The sequence below is a fragment of the Klebsiella sp. TF21-TM genome, from assembly GCF_019753495.1.
In the GTDB taxonomy this organism is placed as follows: domain Bacteria; phylum Pseudomonadota; class Gammaproteobacteria; order Enterobacterales; family Enterobacteriaceae; genus Klebsiella; species Klebsiella quasipneumoniae.
In genome coordinates this window covers 47,952-69,561 of sequence record NZ_JAIJYL010000021.1, presented here as the reverse complement: position 1 = coordinate 69,561, position 21,610 = coordinate 47,952, and the positions used below count along the sequence as shown (strand labels likewise).

Genomic DNA, 21,610 nt, shown 5'->3' with positions numbered 1-21,610 from the left:
GCGGCACGCCTGGCGTGCCGCAAAGGCTAAAGGTTAGCTGGCCGAGGCCGGGGTTTTTGCCGGTTTGCTCATGGGTTTACCGGAGAACAGGAAACGCAGCAGCGGAATACGCAGATGAATTTCATACAGGATCAGGGCAATCCCCACCACAAAAACCAACCCGCCAATAAAGCCTAAGGTATTCGACTTAATGGCCGGGGTGATCCACGCCCCGTACAGCAGCGTCAGCGGATGGTGCACCAGGTAAATGAACAGCGAAGCATTGACGAAGTAGGTCACCCGCGCCGACTGGAAATTCAGCAGGCGATGGCCGAGCGAGAAGATCACATTCACCATCCACAGCCCCAGCACCATGGTGATCACCGATTCCGTTTCATACATCCAACCGTCGCCAGATCCATACTGCTGGTTCAGGCGGTAAGCGATGAATCCCAGCAGTGACGCCACGCAACACCATGGCGACGGGGTGGTGAACATCGCCTTTAAGCGCGGGTTAATAAAGGTCTGCGCCCCCAGCACAAAGAAGGGCAGATAGAACAGCGTCTGCATGACCACAAAGTTAAACAGACCATTGCTCAGCAGGGGCGGGTAGATCACGAACAATGACCGACGGATCAGCGCGTAAAGCACCCCCAGCGCGAGGAAAATCATCGTCAGCTGGCCCATGGTGACAGTGTCACCGAATGCGTGAGCGCCCGGAGCCGGGCGGCGCGTCAGCCATTTAAACAGTACCACCCCCAGCGAGGTCAGCACCACCAGGACCAGCAAAAACCAGAGGTGGGAAATGAGCTCCCACGCCAGGGTGTTGAATTTGTCGTACCCCGAAAGGGTGTGCCAGTTTTCCGCCTTGCCGTTGACGTACTGCAGCATAATAAACTGCGGCAGCGTCAGCAGCGGGATGGCGGTGAGCATCGGAATACCGACCCGTTCGACGCGCACTTTCCACCACTTTTTCAGCGGGTAGCGCAGGAACAGCATGTAGGAGAAATAGCCGGAGATCACGAAGAAGACCTGCATGCGGAAGGCATGAATGAAATCATTAAACAGCGTCAGCCACCACGAGGGCTCTGCGCTGTTGACATGCCAGCTATGGCTGGAATAAATCAGCGAAATGTGAAAAGGGATCCCCAGCAGCATCAGCCAGGCGCGGATGCTGTCGAAAAAATATTCACGCTGTACCGGAGTATTATTCATACGATTCACGACAATCTCAGATAATTCGTCTTATCACTCAAGATGATAACGCTTACATTATCAGCAACCCTACATGAACTCGGGGTACCTGTCTCCAGGATAAGCACGCAAAGTGCAAACGGGACTGCGAACTGTTTATTCCCTGCGCCGCTACGCTGAACAAAGCAGGGATTATGTTGTCGGATTGCCTGAGTTTCCATTAAAATAGATCGGATCGATTTAAGCACACAAAGGGGGAAGTGCTTACTTATATGAAACATAAACCACAGATGATGAAAATGCGTTGGTTAAGCGCAGCCGTAATGTTGTCCCTGTGTACTTCATCTGCATGGGCATTTAGCATTGATGACGTTGCAAAAGAGGCCAAAACGTTAGCCGGGAAAGGCTATGAAGCGCCAAAGAGTAACCTGCCCTCCGCTTTCCGCGACATGAAATACGCGGACTACCAGCAAATTCAGTTTAATCACGATAAAGCTTACTGGAATAACCAGAAAACCCCATTCAAGCTTGAATTTTACCATCAGGGTATGTACTTCGACACGCCGGTCACCATCAATGAAGTGACGGCCACCAGCGTGCGCAAAATTAAATATAGCCCGGACTATTTTAACTTTGGTAACGTTCAGCACGATAAAGACACGGTGAAAGACCTTGGTTTCGCCGGCTTCAAAGTACTGTATCCGATCAACAGCAAAGATAAGAACGATGAAATCGTCAGCATGCTCGGTGCCAGCTACTTCCGCGTGCTGGGTCAGGGTCAGGTATACGGTCTGTCCGCGCGCGGTCTGGCTATCGATACCGCGCTGCCTTCCGGCGAAGAGTTCCCGCGTTTTCGTGAGTTCTGGATTGAGCGTCCAAAAGCTACCGACAAGCGTCTGACTATCTATGCGCTGCTGGATTCGCCGCGGGCAACCGGCGCGTATCGCTTTGTAATCATGCCGGGACGCGATACCGTGGTGGATGTCCAGTCCAAAGTTTACCTGCGTGACAAAGTGGGCAAACTGGGCGTGGCGCCGCTCACCAGTATGTTCCTGTTTGGTTCCAACCAGCCTTCTCCGGCGCTGAACTATCGTCCGGCGCTGCACGACTCCAATGGTCTGTCGATCCTGGCGGGCAACGGCGAGTGGATCTGGCGTCCGCTGAACAACCCGAAACACCTGGCCGTCAGCAGCTATGCGATGGAAAACCCGCAAGGGTTCGGCCTGCTGCAGCGCGGCCGTCAGTTCTCGCGCTTCGAGGACCTTGACGATCGTTATGACCTGCGCCCGAGCGCCTGGATCACCCCGAAAGGGGAGTGGGGCAAAGGGAAAATCGAACTGGTCGAAATCCCGACCAACGATGAAACCAACGATAACATCGTGACTTACTGGACGCCGGATCAGCTGCCGGAGCCGGGCAAGGAGATGAACTTCAAGTACACCATCACCTTCAGCCGCGATGAAGACAAGCTGCATGCGCCGGATAACGCGTACGTTATGCAGACCCGCCGCTCTACCGGCGATGTGAAGCAGTCGAACCTGATCCGCCAGCCGGACGGCACCATTGCTTTCATTGTCGACTTCACCGGCGCCGATATGAAAAAACTGCCGGCGGATACCCCGGTCGCCGCCCAGGCGAGCACCGGCGATAACGCTGAAATCGTTGAAAATACCGTGCGTTACAATCCGGTGACCAAAGGCTGGCGAATGATCCTGCGTTTGAAGGTGAAAGATCCGAAGAAAACGACGGAAATGCGCGCCGCACTGGTTAACGGCGATGACACGTTGAGCGAAACCTGGAGCTATCAGCTGCCTGCCAATGAATAAGATAACGAAGTACATTGACGCATTGCCGCTGTCGGACGCCGAGAAATCGGCGCTGCCGGACACCAGCCTGCAGGCCGTTCATCAGGCCCTGGATGACGAACATCAGACCTTCGCCCGCGAAGACGACTCCCCGCTGGGGTCGGTCAAGGCGCGGCTGGCGCACAGCTGGCCGGATTCGCTGTCTGGCGATCAGCTGGTGAAGGATGATGAAGGCCGCACCCAGCTGCATGCGATGCCGAAAGCCAAGCGCTCCTCGATGATCCCCGACCCGTGGCGTACCAACCCGGTTGGCCGCTTCTGGGACCGTCTGCGCGGACGCGATGTCACGCCGCGCTATCTCTCCCGCCTGACGCAAGAAGAACGCGAGAGCGAGCAAAAATGGCGTACCGTCGGCACCATTCGTCGCTACATCCTGTTGCTGCTGACGCTGTCGCAGACCGTGGTGGCGACCTGGTACATGAAAACCATTCTGCCTTATCAGGGCTGGGCGCTGATCAACCCGGCCGATATGGTGGGGCAGAACCTGTGGGTCTCGTTCATGCAGCTGCTGCCGTACGTGTTGCAGAGCGGCATTCTGATCCTCTTCGCGGTGCTGTTCTGCTGGGTTTCCGCCGGCTTCTGGACCGCGTTAATGGGCTTCCTGCAGCTGTTGATCGGTCGCGATAAGTACAGTATTTCCGCCTCGACGGTCGGTGACGAACCGTTGAACCCGGCGCACCGTACGGCGCTTATTATGCCGATCTGTAACGAAGACGTTGACCGCGTGTTCGCCGGGCTGCGGGCGACCTGGGAGTCGGTGAAAGCCACCGGCAACGCCGCCCATTTCGACGTCTATATCCTCAGCGACAGCTATAACCCCGATATCTGTGTCGCTGAGCAAAAGGCGTGGATGGAGCTGATTGCCGAAGTACAGGGCGAAGGGCAGATCTTCTACCGTCGTCGTCGTCGTCGCGTGAAGCGCAAGAGCGGCAACATCGATGATTTCTGCCGCCGCTGGGGCAGCCAGTATAGCTACATGGTGGTGCTGGATGCTGACTCGGTGATGACCGGAGAGTGTCTGAGCAGCCTGGTGCGCCTGATGGAAGCGAACCCGAACGCCGGGATCATCCAGTCATCCCCGCGCGCCTCGGGCATGGACACGCTGTATGCGCGTTGCCAGCAGTTTGCCACCCGGGTGTATGGTCCATTGTTTACGGCGGGTCTGCACTTCTGGCAGCTGGGGGAGTCCCACTACTGGGGACACAACGCCATTATCCGCGTGAAGCCGTTCATTGAGCACTGCGCGCTGGCGCCGCTGCCGGGCGAGGGCAACTTTGCCGGGTCGATTCTGTCGCACGACTTCGTTGAAGCCGCGCTGATGCGCCGCGCCGGCTGGGGCGTGTGGATTGCCTACGATCTGCCGGGCTCCTATGAAGAGCTGCCGCCGAACCTGCTGGACGAGCTGAAACGCGACCGCCGCTGGTGCCAGGGCAACCTGATGAACTTCCGCCTGTTCCTCGTGAGAGGGATGCACCCGGTTCACCGGGCGGTGTTCCTTACCGGCGTGATGTCCTACCTGTCGGCGCCGCTGTGGTTTATGTTCCTTGCCCTGTCGACAGCGCTGCAGGTGGTGCATGCCCTGACCGAGCCGCAGTACTTCCTGCAGCCGCGTCAGCTGTTCCCGGTGTGGCCGCAGTGGCGTCCGGAGCTGGCTATTGCGCTGTTCGCCTCGACCATGGTGCTGCTGTTCCTGCCGAAGCTGCTGAGTATCATCCTGGTGTGGTGTAAGGGGCCGAAGGAGTACGGTGGATTTATCCGCGTGACGCTTTCCCTGCTGCTGGAGGTCCTGTTCTCGGTCCTGCTGGCGCCGGTGCGCATGCTGTTCCACACCGTCTTCGTGGTCAGCGCCTTCCTCGGCTGGGAAGTGGTGTGGAATTCGCCGCAGCGTGATGATGACTCCACGCCGTGGGGAGAAGCCTTTATGCGTCACGGCTCGCAGCTGCTGCTGGGGCTGGTATGGGCGGTCGGCATGGCATGGCTGGATCTGCGCTTCCTGTTCTGGCTGGCGCCGATTGTCGTATCGCTGATCCTGTCGCCGTTCGTGTCGGCGATCTCCAGCCGGGCGACCGTGGGCCTGCGCACCAAGCGCTGGAAGCTGTTCCTGATCCCGGAAGAGTATTCGCCGCCGCAGGTGCTCAAAGATACCGATGCGTACCTGACGCTGAACCGTCAGCGTTCGCTGGACGATGGCTTTATGCACGCGGTGTTTAACCCGTCGTTTAACGCCCTCGCGACCGCGATGGCCACCGCGCGCCACCGTCAGGGTCATATCCTGGAGATCGCCCGCGAGCGCCATGTCGAGCAGGCGCTGAATGAAACGCCGGATAAGCTGAACCGCGATCGTCGACTGGTGCTGTTGAGCGACCCGGTAACCATGTCGCGTCTGCACTATCGCGTATGGGCCGCGCCGGAGAAATACTCTTCGTGGGTGAACGCCTATCAGCAGCTGGCGCTTAACCCGCTGGCGCTGAAAACGAAATAAGCCGTACGTTAAGGAAAATACCGGCAGCGATGCCGGTATTTTTTTATCTGAAACACGAGGTTGTGGATGCGAATACTACCTATCATTGCCATGGCGCTGCTGCTTAGCGGCTGCGGCAGCATTATTAGCCGGACGGTGCCCGGGCAGGGGCATGGCAATCAATATTACCCGGGCGTGCAGTGGGACGTTCGCGATTCAGGATGGCGCTATCTCACCATTCTGGACCTGCCGTTCTCGCTGGTTTTCGATACGCTGCTGCTGCCGCTGGACGCCAGCCACGGGCCCTATAACTGATTAACGCTCGTCCCACTCGTCGGCCGCCGTCTGTCCCTCTTCGGTGTCCAGCGAGGGCTCGAGCTGGAATTCACCTTCATCCCACTCATGGAGCGTATTTTCCTCCAGCCACTCCTGACGCAGCTCTATCTCATCATAATCCCCATCGAAGACGCTCTGCGCGGCTTCGCCGCTGAGCATCGGTAAGCATTCGCCTTGTTCCTCTTCGTCAGCAAAAAATTCGGCCTGCCAGGCGATATCGCCATCCTGCAGCACATACTTTTGAATATTGAGCTGCTCAACGTTAGCGCTCTCTTCATCGCTGTCAGGGTTGTTGGCGAGAAATTCTTCACGGGCTGCATCAATAGCTTCTTCGAGCGTGGCATAGAACATCGAATCCTTTGGCATAGCGAATCTCCTGAGAAGAATATGAATTGAACACGATTCAATCTATAGAAGGCGCCAGGCAAAGCGTCAAGGGGCTGAGCCCCTCTGGACGTTAATTTACTGAATGGCGGTCGGGCTGCGAGGCGTCCGCGGCTGGCCGGCGCAGGCTGAGGGTCGAATAGATCGCGTTAAACAACACCACTCCTGCGGTGACAAGGAAGACGGCGCGAAAGCCGTAGTTGGCGGAAACCGAGGCGCCGATCAGGGGGCCGGTGACGTTGCCAATATCACGAAATGACTGGTTATAGCTGAAGATCCGCCCGGAGATCTGGCTGGTGGAGTTATACACCAGCAGGGTTTGCACCGCCGGCAGCAGCGCGCCGTCCGCGGCGCCGAGCAGGAATCGCAGGATACCTAACTGCAGCGGGGTCTGGACGAACGACATCGGGATCAGCAACAGCACCGAGATAATCAGCGCCACGATGAGGATTTTTTCCGGTCCGATACGATCCCCCAGTTTGCCCAGACGAGGGGCGCTCATCAGGGCGGCAATGCCCGGCACCGAGGCGATCATCCCGCTGATAAAGGCGATATTGCTGACGTTACCCGCCAGATCGCGCACGTAAAGCGTCAGGATCGGCGCAATGGAGCCGGTGGCGACCTGGATGATCAGCGAGGTGACAAACAGGCTGAGCACCAGTTTCGGATTCTGCAGCGAGGAGAACACCGCCTTCGCGCTGAGCATCTCTTTTTTGGCGATCGGGACAAAATTTTCACGGATTAAAAACAGGGTAAACAGGAAGCAGATAAACAGCACCGCCGCGGTCATAAAGAAGACAGTACGCAGGCCCCAGTGGTCGGCCAGGAAGCCACCCGCCAGCGGGCCGAGCAGGGCGCCGCTTACCGCGCCAGTTGACAGCGTGCCCAGCGCCCAGCCGCTTTTATGGCGCGGGATCTGGGTGGCAATCAGGGCGTTGGCATTGGGAATAAAGCCCCCCAGCAGGCCGAGCAGCGCGCGCAGTAGCAGAAACTGCCAGATATTCTGCGCCATCCCCATCAGCATCATGACGATGGCCATCCCGAGGGCTGAACGCAGCAGCATGATTTTACGTCCCTTGCGGTCAGCAAGTCCGCCCCAGAACGGCGAGGCGATGGCGGAGAAGAGAAAAGTGATGCTAAAGACCAGCCCGGACCACATGTTGAGGGCGCTATGCCCGGTGACGCCGAGTTGTTCGACGTAGAGCGGCAGAAAGGGCATGACCAGGCTGAAGGCGGCGCCGGTTAAAAAGCAGCCAAGCCAGGTGACGGTCAGGTTTCGTTTCCAGTTAATGGGGGTATCAGCAGACGACATAGGGTTCCACTGGCCTGCGCGGCAGGTCAAATTAAGAGAAAATATGAGCCTGCTAATTATGCGCCTGGGAAATAAATGCCGCAATGGAGAAGAGCTTTTAAAGCTAAAGTAGAGCGTAAAGCCTGAGCGCTGGGGATTCCCGGCCGGGAGGCGCGCGGCCGGGAAAGAGGTTCAGTAGCGGGAGGGCATCCCCTCGGGGCGGGTTTTAAAGCGGCGATGGAGCCACATATATTGTTCCGGGGCCATCATAATGCACTGCTCTACGATCTTATTCATCCACGCAGCGGTGGTTTCCGCGTCGTCCAGCGGCGGGGAGCACTCTGGCGGCAGGATAATCAGTTCATAACCTTTACCGTCCGGTTTACGGCGTGGAACAAAGGGCACGATGCAGGCTTTGGACATTTTCGCCAGCATCCAGGTGCCGGAGGTGGTCGCCGCCTGGTCTACGGCAAACAGTGGGGCGAAGACGCTGGCGGTCGGGCCGTAATCATGATCTGGCGCGTACCACACCACGTCGCCTTTTTTCAGCGCGCGGATCATGCCTTTCAGATCCTTGCGGTCGATCATGTCCTTGTTGGAGCGCAGTCGGCCCCAGGTCTGCAGCCAGTCGATGACCGGGTTATCGTTGGGACGATAGACGCCAATCCCCGGCTCGTTCATACCGAACATCCGCGCGCCCATTTCCAGTGTCAGGAAATGAATGCCGATCAGCAGAATGCCGCGCTGCTGCGCCTGCACATCGCGAATATGCTCAAAGCCGATGGTGTCGGTCCAGCGGGCGATACGGCGAACCGGCCAGAACCAGGCCATACCGGTCTCCATCAGCCCCATACCCACCGATTCAAAGTTCATCACCACCATCCGGTGACGTTCCTGCTCGCTTTTCTCGGGGAAGCAGAGCTCAAGGTTGCGATAGGCGATCTTCGCCCGGCGCTTCATAAATCGCATGGCCAGCCGGCCGATGGCGTTCCCGAGGCGGTAGATCAGCGGGTAGGGCAGTTGGACAACCAGCCACAGCAGGCCGATACCCAGCCACAGCAGCCAATAGCGCGGATGCAGCAGCGCCGGAGAAAATTTAGGCAAATGAGTCATTTCATACCCGTATCAGTGAGCAACATCTTATATTATCGCATTTTTTTACCGGCCAGCCAAAGGCGGCGACAGCCACATCGTTTTGTTAAGTGGGGGGCGACCGGTGAGAAAAATGTAGCGTAAAATGTAGGGATGTAAATTAATAAGCTTTGCTATATCATGCCCGCCGTTTATTTCCTCATTTCTATGTCGAGCAGGTACACCATGCCAGTGTTACACAACCGCATTTCAAATGAGACGTTAAAGGCGCAAATGCTGGCTGAAACCGAGCCGCGCACGACGATCTCGTTCTATAAATATTTCACCATTGTCGATCCGCAAGCGACCCGCGATGCGCTGTGGGTTGCCTTAACCCAGTTGAAAGTCTTTGGCCGCATCTATCTGGCCCGGGAAGGGATCAACGCGCAAATCAGCGTGCCGGAAAGCAACGTTGAAGCCCTGCGTGAGTTTCTCAATGGCTTCGATCCGGCGCTGGCGGGGCTGCGTTTCAATATCGCTCTCGAGGACGACGGTAAATCGTTCTGGGTGCTACGTCTGAAAGTGCGCGACCGCATCGTTGCCGACGGCATCGACGATCCCTCTTTCGACGCCTCCAACGTCGGAGACTATCTCAAGGCGGCGGAGGTCAACGCGATGCTTGACGATCCGGATGCCGTGTTTATCGATATGCGCAACCACTATGAATATGAGGTGGGCCATTTCGAAAACGCGCTGGAGATCCCAGCGGATACCTTCCGCGACCAGTTGCCGAAAGCCGTTGAAATGATGCAGGACCATAAAGACAAGAAAATTGTCATGTATTGCACCGGCGGTATTCGCTGTGAAAAAGCCAGCGCCTGGATGAAGCATAACGGCTTCAATAAGGTCTGGCACATCGAGGGTGGCATCATTGAGTACGCCCGCCGCGCCCGTGAGCAGGGGCTGCCGGTGCGTTTCATTGGCAAAAATTTTGTCTTTGATGAACGGATGGGCGAGCGGATCTCCAATGACGTTATCGCCCACTGTCATCAGTGCGGCGCGCCGTGCGACACCCATACCAACTGCCTGAATGATGGCTGCCATCTGTTGTTTATCCAGTGCCCGAGCTGTGCCGAGAAGTTTGCCGGCTGCTGTAGCGAAGCCTGCATGGAAGAGCATAAGCTGCCGGAAGAGGAGCAGCGTCAGCTGCGCGCCGGGCGTGAAAACGGCAATAAAATCTTTAATAAATCCCGTGGCCGGCTGAACACCAAACTCGGGATCCTCGATCCTGAGCCGTCAGAAAAACCATAACCAGACAAGATCGAAGATCGCCAGCAGCAGCCAGAGCGCCAGGTAGATCATAAAGTGCTCGCGGACGTTATTGACCAGCAAATTAAACAGGCGACGCATAACCGCTCTCAATCACTAACGGCCTCGACAGAGGCCGTTTTTTTTGCCCGACGGCAAAAGTGCCGCATTCCATTACGCGTTAAAGCGCGCCAGCGAGAAGGGCGCCAGGTTGAAGCTCGAAGCTTCGCCCTGAGCAAACTGACTGGCAATTTCCCCCAGCACCGGGGCAAACTTAAAGCCGTGCCCGCTCAGACCGGTGATGAGCAGCGTGTCTGGTCTGCCGGGTAACGTATCGATAATAAAGTCTTCATCGACGGTATTATCGTAGGTACAGGAGGCGCCGTGCAGGCAGCCGCCGATCCCGGGCAGGACGTTACGCAAAAACGGAAACGATTCGGAGCCATCGCTGGCGACAGCGCCAAACGCCACTCGCTCCTGCGGCATGGAGATCGGCTGACCGCCGTTATGCTTGCCAATCTTCAGCTCGTTATCTTCCGCCGGGAAACCGTAGTATTGATCGCCGTTGGGCAACTCGCCGGTGAAGGCCGGGAAGTGATTCTTGCTGCTGTAACGGCCATCGGCCTGGTACCAGGCGAACACCTTGCGTACCGGCTGGATGGGAAGGTCCGGAAGCAGGCGGGTGACCCAGGTCCCGGCGCTGACCAGCAGCTTTTTACCATGATATTCACCGTCGAGGGTATCGATGGTGACCCCATCTGCATGGTGATGAATAGCCGAGACCGGGCAGTTGAATAGCTGCGCGCAGCCCGCTTCCCGCGCCAGACGGATCCAGGTTTCCACGGCCAGTTCGCTGCGCAGTACGCCGGAAGCGGGTTCAAAAATCGCCCGATAGTCATCGGGGAGGCGTATTTCCGGCCAGCGCTGCATCACGGCCTGGGCATCCAGCTCTTCCACCTCAAGCTGGAACGCACGGGCGCTGGCGGCAACGTTGGCGAGGAAAGGGGAGCTGGCAGGGCCGAGGTTTATGACGCCGGTGCGTTCAAACACGGCTTCGCCACTGATCTCGGCCAGTTCATCCCACAGCTGCTGGGCGCGCAGCACCAGCGGAACATATTTTTCACCTTCGCCATAGGCGTGACGGATAAGACGGCTGCTGCCGTGATGGCTGCCTTCCTGGTGAGGAGGCTGATGGGCATCGGTCATCAGAACATTGAGTCCGGCACGACGCGCATAATAGCCAGCGGCGGCGCCGACGGAGCCGCTGCCGATAATGATAAGATCGTATTGCATGGTGAGTTCCGGGTAATTGCCTTGTTAGCAGGGTAATTAACTCCCTGTGCTTATACAAGCCCGAAAATAATTCAGGCACCCGCAGGTGCCTGTTAAGCTTATTGTTAAGTCATTCCGCGTGCCGCGTTAATGTCTGCGGTACTCGTTTTCCTGGTATTCGCCAGATTCAATTTTCGCAATGCCTGCTTCCAGGATTGAAATAAACTGACGTGCGACGTCCGTCGTTAGCCATAGCGTCTGGCCTATCTCAGCATCATGACTGTTTTCTTGAGCGGGGTTCTGGTAGTGCAGGCGCAACATCAGCGCATCGTAGCTATCAACGGTGCTGATGTCCCATCCGACGAGGGGATGGGTCTGAATGACTTCATTATTTTTTTCCATCATAACCCCTTATTCATATGTTAAAAGACAACAATTCTCGAGGTTTAATGCATGTTTTTTGAAGCAAGTTAATTATATCAGGGATCAAGAATAAACTCGAGAAATTAAATGAAAGGCAGCATGATTTTCTTGTTTTGCCGCTTTTTTGCTCAAGATAAGCGTGCAAAACGGCCATTTTAGTCGATATTAAGCAGAATAATCAGGAATATTCTGAACATGAGAAGAGGATAAAAAAGCCGGGGCGACCCGGCAAAGAAAAGCACAATGAGGGAGCAAACCAGAGTAACTGGATCCCGCCATGCTTCAGGAGAGATCGTGGACAAACCAGTCGTCCGCGCTTTCCCAGGTTTCTTGCAGGATTTCGCTTATCCGGTCTTTGTCTTCTTTCAGGCCGCCGAACACCGAGAGCTGATTGCCCGTGGCGTAGCGAACGCTCACCTGGCTGTCGATGGCCGGGAACTGTTCGGCGATACGGCGAGAGAGTTCGTTATTCAGCGCTTCCAGCGCGCCGTTGGGTAAGGCGGTCGTTTTGGCGATAGAGACTTCAATGCGCATAATTGCCCCCTGTGTTTGATACTGGTTATTTATACAGTATCTGATGAGCATTGACAACAGGGGGCCGCGTTTTTTATCGCTTCATGGTCCAGCGGACGGTTTCACCTGCCAGGAACGGCACCAGGGTGTCATTGGGCAACGCAATACTGTCAACGACGGTCGTCTCTTCACGCACCAGTTCAACATAGCTTTCATTGACCGGCAGACCGTAAAAGCGCGGGCCGTTCAGTGAGCAGAAGGCCTCAAAGTGCTGCAGAGCGTTCATTTCTTCAAACACGGTGGCGTAGCTGCCGAGGGCGGTCGGGGCGTTGAAGCAGCCGGCGCAGCCGCAGCTGGCTTCCTTACGATGGCGGGCGTGCGGCGCGGAATCGGTGCCAAGGAAGACGCGGCTAAAGCCGCTGGCGACCAGTTCGCGCAGTGCCTGCTGATGAATATTGCGTTTGAGTACCGGCAGGCAGTACAAGTGAGGACGAATACCGCCGACCAGCATATGGTTACGGTTGAACATCAGATGCTGCGGGGTGATAGTGGCCGCCAGCAATTCATTGCCGTCACGCACATACTCGGCGGCATCTTTGGTGGTGATATGCTCAAAGACCACCTTCAGGCCGGGCAGGCGCTGGCGCAGCGGCTCCATCACGGTTTCAATAAAGCGCGCTTCGCGGTCGAAAATATCAATCTCGGCGTGGGTGACTTCGCCATGTACCAGCAGCGGCATCCCCAGTTTTTCCATCCGCTCCAGCACCGGCATAATGGCGTCGGTGCTGGTGACGCCGTGGCTGGAGTTGGTGGTGGCATTGGCCGGGTAAAGCTTGGCGGCGGTGAACACGCCTTCGTTAAAGCCGCGCTCCAGCTCCGCCGGGTCGAGGGAGTCTGTCAGATAGCAGGTCATCAGCGGGGTAAAATCGTGCCCGGCCGGGACGGCGTCCATAATGCGCTGGCGATAGGCGATAGCCGCCGCGACGGTGGTGACAGGCGGCACCAGATTCGGCATCACGATCGCCCGGCCATAAAACTCACTGGTATAAGGCACGACGGTTTTCAGCATATCGTCATCACGCAGATGGATATGCCAGTCGTCTGGGCGGCGGATTTTCAATACCTGGGATTGTGCTGTCATGGAAGGCTCCGGCTAATAGGTTCAGTCATCAGGGCTGTTTTTTGCCGGGCACTAAGGATAAGCGTAAACGTTTTCCTTTGCACTCATTTCCGTAAAAAATTGAGGGCGCCGCGGCGCCCTGGAGATTAATTGGTAAAGGGGATGACAATCTCGCCCGGCTTCACCTCTATGCCTTTGGCGTATTTCTTCGCCAGCGCTTCACCGGTGCTGGCGTCCTCACGCAGGACATAGGCAGGCTGCTGGCTGAAGTAACTGCGCAGCGACTGATTCAGATAGGGGAGCAGGGCCTGAATGACCGACTGCAGTTTCTCGGGCGCCACTTTGGCATCCACCACCTCCATTTCCTGCAGGAAGATGGCGCCTTTCTCTCTGTCAAAGGTTGGCAGCGCTTTGAGCTTCAGATCGATCGTCGCTTTCTGCGTGCCGAACAGGGAGTTCAGGTCGACGTTAGCGATCCCGGTCAGCGTGACTTTGCCCGGCTCCTCGCGCCCGATGGCGCTGGTGAGGTTCTGCAGTTCGATATGGGCGTCGGCAACGCCTTTCAGACCAATATCTTTGGCAAAATGGTTTCGCTTCTGCAGGGCCTGGTTAATCTCCTGCTCGCTTACTGTGTATTGGGTCAGCTGATTACAGCCGCTCAGCAGGCCGCTGACAATCAGCGCGGCGGCGATCAAAATCTTTTTCATGGGGGTCCTCTGGCTCATATCTTCATTCATCCTGACACAAAGCATCATGACCTGTCAGCACCCTCGATACCAGCAGAATAGGCTGAAAGCAGGAGAAACCGCCGCCGCGCGCATCAGGTCCGCGGCTCCAGCATGCCGGAGGCAGAGCGTTTCGGACTAAACTGCCACCACAGCGCCAGGAAGGTGATAACCCCGATGGCCCCGAGCATCAGCCACGGCAGCTCGGGCTGGCCCGCGGCCTTACCGGCATCGAACAGCCAGCCGCCGCCCGCATATCCCAGCGCGCCGCCAAAGGCGAGCCCCAGGCGGCTGAAGCCCATATAGCTGCCGCGCGCCCGGGCGTCCGCCAGCGAGGCGCCCAGCGTCTCACGGGCGGGTTCGGCAATGATGGATCCGATGTAAAACAGGCAGATCAGGGTAAACAGCTGTTGCAAACTGCTGGTCATGCCGATGGGGAGCATGGCCAGAGTCATCACCAGCAGACCGGCCATCAGCCGGTGCTCAAGGCGAAAACGTTTTTCGCTCCAGCGGGCAATGGGATAGAGCAGGGTCAGCGAAATGGTGGCTTCGATGGCGTACATCCACTTCACGGCGGCCGGCGAGCCGGCGATGTCATTCACCATGATCGGCAGCATCAGCATCACCTGCACCGCCAGCATGTAATAGCCCGTCAGCGTCAGGACATAGGTGACGAAGCGCTTGTCCCGCAGCACCCGGCCCAGACCCTCGCGGATCGGCGTTTTCACCGTCGAGAGCTTCCATGCCGGCAGATACCAGGCGTTAAATGCCGCGCAGGCGATAAACAGCGCGGCGCCGGCGCTGCACACCAGGCGGAAATCATACTGCAGCAGCCAGCTGCCCAGCAGCGCGCCAATCACCGCGCCGGCGCTATCCTGCATCATCAGGATGGAGAAAAAGCGGCCGCGCTGATGCGGGCGCACCAGCTTAACCACCAGCGCCGCCCGCGGCGGATCGAACAGCGTGCCGCCGAGCCCGGAAAGTATGCACGAGAACCACAGCACCCACGGCTCATGGGCGACGGCCATCGCCGCGAAGCCGCCTGCGCGCATCAGCATACCGGTGACGATCATCGGTTTGGCGCCGAAGCGGTCGGCGATAGCGCCGCCAAAGATACCTAATCCCTGCTGCACCAACTGGCGCAGGCCGAGCGCGATGCCGACCATCAGCGCCGCCCAGCCCATCTGATCGACAAAGCGGATGGAAATCAGCGGGAAGACGACAAAAAAGCCCAACACGACCAGCATGTTATCGACTAACAGGAAATATTTACCCAGGCTCCTTGCCTGCGAGACGCGGGACATTTCCCCTCCAGGGAAAAATAGAGATAAGCGTGGATATTCTGCGGGCAATCTGCTGCTTTTCCCAGCGCCCTTGCGACAATATTTTTTTATCAAAATGCAAGTTCGATTGAGGCTATTCATCGAAAAGAGGAGATGGCGCAGAAAATGGTATGTTGCTGTTTTCACACCGTCGCGCAGGACAGGTATAGTGAAGGCAGCAAGAATGAAGTCAGGGGGACTGAAAAGGAAATGTTTGGCTATCGCAGTAACGTGCCGAAGGTGCGTTTGACGACGGACCGGCTGGTGGTGCGCCTGGTTCACGATCGTGACGCCTGGCGTCTGGCCGATTATTACGCCGAGAATAAGGCGTTCTTAAAACCCTGGGAGCCGGTTCGTGACGACAGCCACTGCTATCCTTCCGGATGGCAGGCGCGTCTGTCGATGATCGCCGAGTTTCATAAACAGGGGTCTGCTTTTTATTTCGCGCTGCTCGATCCGGAGGAAAAGGAGATCGTCGGCGTGGCGAACTTTTCCAACGTGGTGCGTGGATCATTCCATGCCTGCTATCTCGGCTACTCTATTGGCGAGAAGTGGCAGGGGCAGGGGCTGATGTTTGAAGCGCTGACGTCGGCGATTCGCTATATGCAGCGTACGCAGCATATTCATCGCATTATGGCCAACTATATGCCGCATAATCAGCGCAGCGGCGCGCTGCTGGCGCGGTTGGGGTTTGAAAAAGAGGGTTACGCCAAAGATTACCTGCTGATCGACGGGCAGTGGCGTGACCATGTATTGACGGCGCTAACGACGCCGGACTGGTCAGCGGGACGTTAAGGAGAGAGGATGAAATATCAGTTAACCGCGCATGAAGCGCGCGTCATTGGCTGTCTGCTGGAAAAGCAGGTCACCACGCCCGAGCAGTATCCGCTGTCGGTGAACGCCGTCGTGACCGCCTGCAATCAGAAAACCAACCGCGAGCCGGTGATGTCGCTGAGCGAAGGCGAGGTCCAGACGCTGCTGGATACCCTGGTGAAACGCCACTATCTGCGCACGGTCAGCGGATTCGGCAATCGGGTAACCAAGTATGAGCAGCGCTTTTGCAACTCCGAATTTGGCGATCTGAAGCTCAGCGCCGGCGAGGTGGCGGTGGTGACGACGCTGCTGCTGCGCGGCGCCCAGACGCCGGGTGAATTACGCAGCCGGGCGCAGCGGATGCATGAGTTCAGCGATATGGCGGAAGTGGAAAGCGTGCTGGAAGGGCTGGCGACCCGCGAAGATGGTCCCTTCGTCGCCCGTCTGCCCCGGGAGCCGGGAAAACGGGAAAGCCGCTATATGCATCTGTTTTGCGACGAGATGGACACGCTGATCACGACGGTGGAAGCACTCGCGCCGCTGGAAGAGGATGACGATCTGCGAGCCAGGGTTGAAGCGCTGGAAGGCGAGGTGGCGGAGCTGAAAGCGCGCCTCGATTCGCTGTTACACCATCTGGGGGACTAAAACGTGGGGACAAGATTGCGCATCGGAGTGGTTGGCTTAGGCGGCATTGCGCAGAAAGCGTGGCTGCCGGTGCTGGGGGCGGCGGAAAGCTGGACGCTGCAGGCGGCCTGGTCGCCGGGAAAAGAGAAGGCGCTGCGGGTCTGCGAAACCTGGCGGATCCCCTACGCTGAATCACTGGATGCTCTGGCGGCGCAGTGCGATGCGGTTTTTGTCCATACGTCGACGGCTTCACATTATGAAGTGGTGAATCATTTGCTGAATGCCGGGGTTCATGTTTGCGTGGACAAACCGCTGGCGGACAAGCTGAGTGAGGCGGAGATGCTGGTCGAGCTGGCGGCGCGGCGGCGTCTGACGCTGATGGTCGGTTTCAATCGACGCTTCGCACCGCTCTATCGGGAGCTGAAGGGACGGCTGGGCGAGGCGGCCTCGCTGCGGATGGATAAGCACCGCAGCGATAGCGTGGGCAACGATCTGCGCTTTACCCTGCTTGATGACTATCTGCACGTGGTGGATACCGCGCTATGGCTGGCCGACGGTCAGGCGCGTCTGCGCGGTGGCGCGCTACAGATCACTCCGCAGGGCGAGATGCTCTATGCCGAACACCAGTTCAGTTCGCCCCGACTGCAGGTCACCACCAGCATGCACCGCCGCGCAGGCAGCCAGCGCGAGTGGGTGCAGGCGGTGACGGATGGCGGGCTATATGCCGTCAGCGAGATGCGCGAATGGCAGGAGGAGTGCGGTCACGGCGTGGTCCAGCGCCCGGTCGCCGGCTGGCAAACCACCCTGGAGCAGCGCGGCTTTGTCGGCTGCGCGCGCCATTTTATCGAATGCGTGCAAAATCAGACCGTTCCTGAAACTGCAGGCGAACAGGCGCTGCTGGCTCAGCGGGTGGTCGACAAACTCTGGCGCGACGCCATCAGCGAATAATCCGTTGTAACAACTGACAGTAGTAATTCATGTTGAACCCGGTAGACTATCGCCACTTTCCAGCGCCCGCATTTGCGGGCGTTTTACTCCAGGGTTTGGAATAACAGCGTAATGAACCTTTTAAAATCACTGGCGGCCGTCAGTTCGATGACCATGTTTTCGCGCGTGCTGGGCTTTGCCCGCGATGCGATTGTGGCGCGCATTTTTGGCGCCGGGATGGCGACCGACGCCTTTTTCGTCGCCTTCAAACTGCCTAATCTGCTGCGGCGTATTTTTGCCGAAGGCGCCTTCTCGCAGGCGTTTGTGCCGATCCTTGCCGAATATAAAAGCAAGCAGGGCGAAGATGCCACCCGGGTGTTTGTCTCGTATGTCTCCGGATTGCTGACCCTGGCCCTGGCGATCGTCACCGTTATCGGGATGCTGGCGGCGCCGTGGGTGATCACCATCACCGCCCCCGGGTTTGCTGATACCGCCGATAAATTTGCGCTGACCACCCAATTGCTGCGCATTACCTTCCCCTATATTTTGCTGATCTCCCTGGCCTCGCTGGTGGGGGCGATCCTCAATACCTGGAACCGCTTCTCGGTGCCGGCCTTTGCGCCGACGTTCCTTAACGTCAGCATGATTGGCTTTGCGCTGTTTGCCGCGCCGTACTTCCATCCGCCGGTGCTGGCGCTGGCCTGGGCCGTCACGGTCGGCGGCGTGCTGCAGCTGGCCTACCAGCTGCCGCACCTGAAGAAGATTGGCATGCTGGTCCTGCCGCGCATCAATCTGAAAGATGCCGGCGCGATGCGGGTGGTGAAGCAGATGGGCCCGGCGATCCTCGGCGTGTCGGTAAGCCAGATCTCCCTTATCATCAATACCATCTTCGCTTCGTTTCTCGTGTCGGGATCGGTGTCGTGGATGTACTATGCCGACCGCCTGATGGAGTTTCCGTCCGGTGTCCTGGGGGTGGCGCTCGGCACTATCCTGCTGCCCTCGCTGTCAAAAAGCTTCGCCAGCGGTAATCATGACGAGTATTGCCGGCTGATGGACTGGGGGCTGCGTCTTTGCTTCCTGCTGGCGCTGCCGAGCGCGGTGGCGCTGGGGATCCTCGCTAAACCGCTGACCGTGGCCCTGTTCCAGTACGGCAAATTTAGCGCCTTTGATGCGGCGATGACCCAGCGCGCGCTGGTGGCTTATTCCGTGGGGCTCATGGGGCTTATCGTGGTGAAGGTGCTGGCGCCGGGTTTCTATTCCCGTCAGGACATCAAGACCCCGGTCAAGATTGCCATTGTCACCCTGATTATGACCCAGGTGATGAACCTGGCGTTTATCGGCCCGCTGAAGCATGCGGGTCTGTCGCTGTCCATCGGCCTGGCGGCCTGCCTGAACGCTGCGCTGCTTTACTGGCAGTTGCGTAAACAGAAAATTTTCACCCCCCAACCGGGCTGGCTGGCCTTCCTGCTGCGTCTGATTGCTGCGGTGCTGGTCATGGCCGCGGCGCTGCTGGGCGTCATGCATCTCATGCCGGAGTGGTCGCTGGGGACGATGCCGTTCCGTCTGATGCGTCTGCTGGTGGTGGTGATCGCCGGAGTGGTGGCTTATTTCGCCACGCTGCTGCTGCTGGGCTTCCGCGTGAAAGAGTTTGCCCGTCGTACAGCGTAAGCGCTTGAATGGGAATTGATGAACCCGCTTCGCCTCAGGCGAAGCGGGTTTTTTTTATGATGCGCGGCGTTCGGCTGCAACGATACGGGCATTCTCCAGCAAGCGGATCGCCAGGGCGATCGCCCCGCTGACCACCGCCAGGGTAACCACCCCGTTCCAGCCGGCCAGTACGTAAAGCTTGCTGCCCAGCACCGACCCCAGCGACATCCCAATGAAGACCACGGTAAACAGCAGAGCGTTCAGGCGGCCGCGGGCCTGTGGCTCAAGGCCATACACCAGGTTCTGATGCGCCACCAGGCTTGACTGCAGGCCAAGGTCGAAGCCAATCGCCGACAGGGCAATCAGCGCCAGCTGGCCATGCAGTGGCAGCAGCGGCAGTATAAACATCAGGGCGAAGGAGACGGTGACCAGCGCCGCCCCCATTTGCGTCACTTTACCGGCGCCAAATTTATCGGCCAGTCCGCCGGCCAGCGGCGCGGCCAGCGCCCCGGCGGCCCCGGCGATACCAAAGCCGCCCGCTACCGCGCTGCCCATGTGATAGTGTTCGGAGAGCATCACCGCCAGCGTCGACCAGAAGGCGCTGAAGGCGACAGAGAGCGCCCCCTGAGCCAGCGCAGCGCGGCGTAGCGCCGGGTAACGCTGCCACAGATGCGCCATCGAGGCCATCAGCTGCGGATAGCTCAGCGTCGAGTGAATGGCGAAGCGCGGCAGCACCCGCCACATCACCAGGCCAATCAGCGCCACGCTGACCGCCGCCGCCTGATACATCACCCGCCAGCCGAACACTGCGCCCACCACGCCGCTGACCGTCCGGGAAAGCAGGATCCCCAGCAGCAGCCCGGTCATCACCGTGCCCACCATTTTTCCCTGCTTGCCCGCCGGGGCGAGGATCGCCGCCGCCGGGACGATATCCTGCGCCATGGTCGCCGCCATACCGATCAGCAAACTGACCACCAGCAGTGAGCTGAGCTGGCCGGTGAGGCTGCACAGCAGCAGCAGGAGCGCCAGCAGCGCGCTTTTCACCAGGATCAGCCGGCGGCGATCGTGGCGGTCGCCGAGCGGAAGCAGGAACAGAATGCCGAGCGCATAACCCGCCTGCGTTAGGGTAGGGACCAGACCCATACCTTCTACCGTCAGGTGGAGATTGGCGCCCATCAACGGCAGCAGCGGCTGCGCGTAGTAGATAGAGGCGACGCTAAAGCCAGCGCCGAGCGCGAGAATGAAGATAATCCAGCCTGCGTCGCGGGCGGAAAGAGAAGTCGGTGTCATGTTCAGTGCCTCGTGTATGCGATGGGGCTATTTTTCCCTGAACGCGGCTGGCGCGGTAGCCGGGCTGGTGGTAAAACGGTTATACGTAGCACGTATAGGCAAAAGAAGAATGAAAAGACAGGAGCGTATAGACCGCATTGAGCTGATGCGCACTTATATCCGCATTGTGGAGACCGGATCGCTCTCCGCCGCGGCGGGGCAGATGGATACCACTCAGGCGACCGTCAGCCGCCGCCTGCAGTCCCTTGAAGGGCTGCTGGGGGTCAAGCTGATCCTGCGTACCACCCATGCGATGAAGCTCACTGACGATGGCGAACGCTGCTACCGTCACGCTCGCCAGCTGGTGGATGCCTGGCTGGCGCTGGAAGATGACCTGCGTATTGCCGACGATCGGCCGGTAGGGGTGCTGCGGGTGAGGGCACCGCACGCTTTTGGCCAGCAGCAGCTGCTGGGGCCGCTGGTCGCCTTTCTCCAGCGTCATCCGCAGCTGTCGGTGGAGTGGATGCTGAATGATAATACTGTCGACTTTCTCAGCGATAATATCGACTGCGCCATCCGCGTGGGGGCGGAGGTGGATCCGGCCACGGTCTCCGTGCTGCTGGCGGAAGTGCCGCGCTGCGTGGTGGCCTCTCCTGAACTGCTGGCGAAGTACCCGCCGTTAACCTCGCTGGAGGCATTATCCGGCCTGCCGTGGATCGCCATTAACACCTTTTATCAGCATGAGGTACGGCTCCGACATCAGGTAAGCGGGCAGATCGTCTCCACGGCGATTACCCCCTGTCTGAGCACCGACAGCCTGTACGTCGCGCGCAATACCGCGCTGGCGGGTCTGGGGGTGGCGATGGTGTCCAGCTGGACGGTGGCGGAGGATCTTGCCGCCGGAAGGTTGACAGAGCTGTTCCCGCAGTGGCGTCCCGCCTCGCTGCCGGTCCATCTGGTCTATCCCTGGGCGCGCTATTATCCGACGCGGCTGCGTAAGTTCCTCGACCTGATGCGGGAGATCATGCCGGACCTCGCCGGCATGCAGCCTCCGCAAAGCGCATAA

At 58.4% G+C, this 21,610-nt stretch carries 21 protein-coding genes; 9 read left to right on the top strand and 12 right to left on the bottom strand.

Annotated features, from left to right (window positions below; translation table 11 throughout):
* Nucleotides 1–33: 33 nt before the first annotated feature.
* Nucleotides 34–1,194 carry a glucans biosynthesis protein MdoC gene (mdoC, locus tag K5R89_RS18945; RefSeq protein WP_023289117.1) on the bottom strand — a complete coding sequence of 387 codons (1,161 nt, stop codon included), beginning with the start codon at nucleotides 1,192–1,194 and terminating at the stop codon, nucleotides 34–36.
* A gap of 251 nt (nucleotides 1,195–1,445) precedes the next feature.
* Between mdoC and mdoG the strand changes: the two genes are divergently transcribed.
* The 3 genes from mdoG (at nucleotide 1,446) to K5R89_RS18930 (ending at nucleotide 5,814) form a co-directional block, all read left to right on the top strand.
* Nucleotides 1,446–2,999, top strand: a complete 1,554-nt coding sequence (mdoG, locus tag K5R89_RS18940; protein ID WP_004140751.1) for a glucans biosynthesis protein MdoG — start codon at nucleotides 1,446–1,448, stop codon at nucleotides 2,997–2,999.
* The gene (gene mdoH / locus K5R89_RS18935) at nucleotides 2,992–5,520 is read left to right on the top strand and encodes a glucans biosynthesis glucosyltransferase MdoH (RefSeq protein ID WP_032452426.1); all 2,529 of its coding nucleotides are present in this window, start codon (nucleotides 2,992–2,994) and stop codon (nucleotides 5,518–5,520) included. Before mdoG ends, mdoH begins: the two co-directional genes overlap by 8 nt.
* A gap of 66 nt (nucleotides 5,521–5,586) precedes the next feature.
* On the top strand, nucleotides 5,587–5,814 hold the full coding sequence (locus K5R89_RS18930; RefSeq protein ID WP_004204534.1) for a YceK/YidQ family lipoprotein: 228 nt from the start codon (nucleotides 5,587–5,589) through the stop codon (nucleotides 5,812–5,814).
* Here K5R89_RS18930 and K5R89_RS18925 read toward each other — a convergent pair whose 3' ends face one another.
* The 3 genes from K5R89_RS18925 to K5R89_RS18915 all read right to left on the bottom strand — a co-directional run bounded on the left by K5R89_RS18925 (nucleotide 5,815) and on the right by K5R89_RS18915 (nucleotide 8,623).
* The gene (locus K5R89_RS18925; RefSeq protein WP_002898981.1) at nucleotides 5,815–6,201 is read right to left on the bottom strand and encodes a MysB family protein; all 387 of its coding nucleotides are present in this window, start codon (nucleotides 6,199–6,201) and stop codon (nucleotides 5,815–5,817) included.
* A gap of 91 nt (nucleotides 6,202–6,292) precedes the next feature.
* On the bottom strand, nucleotides 6,293–7,531 hold the full coding sequence (gene mdtG, locus K5R89_RS18920) for a multidrug efflux MFS transporter MdtG (RefSeq protein WP_044522063.1): 1,239 nt from the start codon (nucleotides 7,529–7,531) through the stop codon (nucleotides 6,293–6,295).
* Nucleotides 7,532–7,702: 171 nt separating this feature from the next.
* On the bottom strand, nucleotides 7,703–8,623 hold the full coding sequence (locus K5R89_RS18915) for a Kdo(2)-lipid IV(A) acyltransferase (RefSeq protein WP_044522065.1): 921 nt from the start codon (nucleotides 8,621–8,623) through the stop codon (nucleotides 7,703–7,705).
* Nucleotides 8,624–8,827: 204 nt separating this feature from the next.
* Here K5R89_RS18915 and K5R89_RS18910 point away from each other — a divergent pair, with 204 nt between their 5' ends.
* Complete coding sequence (locus K5R89_RS18910) at nucleotides 8,828–9,892, top strand: rhodanese-related sulfurtransferase (RefSeq protein WP_023289122.1); 1,065 nt, start codon at nucleotides 8,828–8,830, stop codon at nucleotides 9,890–9,892.
* Here the strand turns inward: K5R89_RS18910 and K5R89_RS18905 are convergent.
* From K5R89_RS18905 to mdtH, 7 genes are all read right to left on the bottom strand, one after another.
* Nucleotides 9,878–9,991 (bottom strand): YceO family protein, encoded by a 114-nt coding sequence (locus K5R89_RS18905; protein WP_044522066.1) that lies wholly within the window; start codon nucleotides 9,989–9,991, stop codon nucleotides 9,878–9,880. The genes K5R89_RS18910 and K5R89_RS18905 overlap by 15 nt on opposite strands.
* Before the next feature lie 72 nt (nucleotides 9,992–10,063).
* The gene (solA, locus tag K5R89_RS18900) at nucleotides 10,064–11,182 is read right to left on the bottom strand and encodes an N-methyl-L-tryptophan oxidase (RefSeq protein ID WP_023289123.1); all 1,119 of its coding nucleotides are present in this window, start codon (nucleotides 11,180–11,182) and stop codon (nucleotides 10,064–10,066) included.
* Between the two features lie 126 nt (nucleotides 11,183–11,308).
* A complete protein-coding gene (gene bssS, locus K5R89_RS18895) occupies nucleotides 11,309–11,563 on the bottom strand; it encodes a biofilm formation regulator BssS (protein ID WP_023289124.1) in 255 nt (84 codons plus the stop codon).
* Between the two features lie 303 nt (nucleotides 11,564–11,866).
* A complete protein-coding gene (dinI, locus tag K5R89_RS18890) occupies nucleotides 11,867–12,118 on the bottom strand; it encodes a DNA damage-inducible protein I (RefSeq protein ID WP_023289125.1) in 252 nt (83 codons plus the stop codon).
* A gap of 73 nt (nucleotides 12,119–12,191) precedes the next feature.
* Nucleotides 12,192–13,238 carry a dihydroorotase gene (pyrC, locus tag K5R89_RS18885; RefSeq protein ID WP_023289126.1) on the bottom strand — a complete coding sequence of 349 codons (1,047 nt, stop codon included), beginning with the start codon at nucleotides 13,236–13,238 and terminating at the stop codon, nucleotides 12,192–12,194.
* 125 nt (nucleotides 13,239–13,363) lie between these two features.
* On the bottom strand, nucleotides 13,364–13,924 hold the full coding sequence (locus K5R89_RS18880) for a lipoprotein (RefSeq protein ID WP_004204546.1): 561 nt from the start codon (nucleotides 13,922–13,924) through the stop codon (nucleotides 13,364–13,366).
* 113 nt (nucleotides 13,925–14,037) lie between these two features.
* Nucleotides 14,038–15,246, bottom strand: coding sequence for a multidrug efflux MFS transporter MdtH (gene mdtH / locus K5R89_RS18875; protein ID WP_023289127.1), 1,209 nt, complete (start codon nucleotides 15,244–15,246; stop codon nucleotides 14,038–14,040).
* 228 nt (nucleotides 15,247–15,474) lie between these two features.
* On the opposite strand from mdtH, the gene rimJ reads away from it, so the two are divergent.
* The 4 genes from rimJ to murJ all read left to right on the top strand — a co-directional run bounded on the left by rimJ (nucleotide 15,475) and on the right by murJ (nucleotide 19,296).
* The gene (gene rimJ, locus K5R89_RS18870; protein ID WP_017900738.1) at nucleotides 15,475–16,059 is read left to right on the top strand and encodes a ribosomal protein S5-alanine N-acetyltransferase; all 585 of its coding nucleotides are present in this window, start codon (nucleotides 15,475–15,477) and stop codon (nucleotides 16,057–16,059) included.
* 9 nt (nucleotides 16,060–16,068) lie between these two features.
* Nucleotides 16,069–16,722, top strand: a complete 654-nt coding sequence (locus tag K5R89_RS18865) for a YceH family protein (RefSeq protein ID WP_023289129.1) — start codon at nucleotides 16,069–16,071, stop codon at nucleotides 16,720–16,722.
* Nucleotides 16,723–16,737: 15 nt separating this feature from the next.
* A complete protein-coding gene (locus K5R89_RS18860; protein WP_072096704.1) occupies nucleotides 16,738–17,649 on the top strand; it encodes a Gfo/Idh/MocA family protein in 912 nt (303 codons plus the stop codon).
* A gap of 111 nt (nucleotides 17,650–17,760) precedes the next feature.
* On the top strand, nucleotides 17,761–19,296 hold the full coding sequence (gene murJ, locus K5R89_RS18855) for a murein biosynthesis integral membrane protein MurJ (RefSeq protein ID WP_023289131.1): 1,536 nt from the start codon (nucleotides 17,761–17,763) through the stop codon (nucleotides 19,294–19,296).
* A gap of 54 nt (nucleotides 19,297–19,350) precedes the next feature.
* On the opposite strand, the gene K5R89_RS18850 is transcribed toward murJ, so the two are convergent.
* Nucleotides 19,351–20,565, bottom strand: coding sequence for an MFS transporter (locus K5R89_RS18850; RefSeq protein WP_023289132.1), 1,215 nt, complete (start codon nucleotides 20,563–20,565; stop codon nucleotides 19,351–19,353).
* Nucleotides 20,566–20,581: 16 nt separating this feature from the next.
* Between K5R89_RS18850 and K5R89_RS18845 the strand changes: the two genes are divergently transcribed.
* Nucleotides 20,582–21,610, top strand: coding sequence for a LysR family transcriptional regulator (locus K5R89_RS18845; RefSeq protein WP_072096710.1), 1,029 nt, complete (start codon nucleotides 20,582–20,584; stop codon nucleotides 21,608–21,610).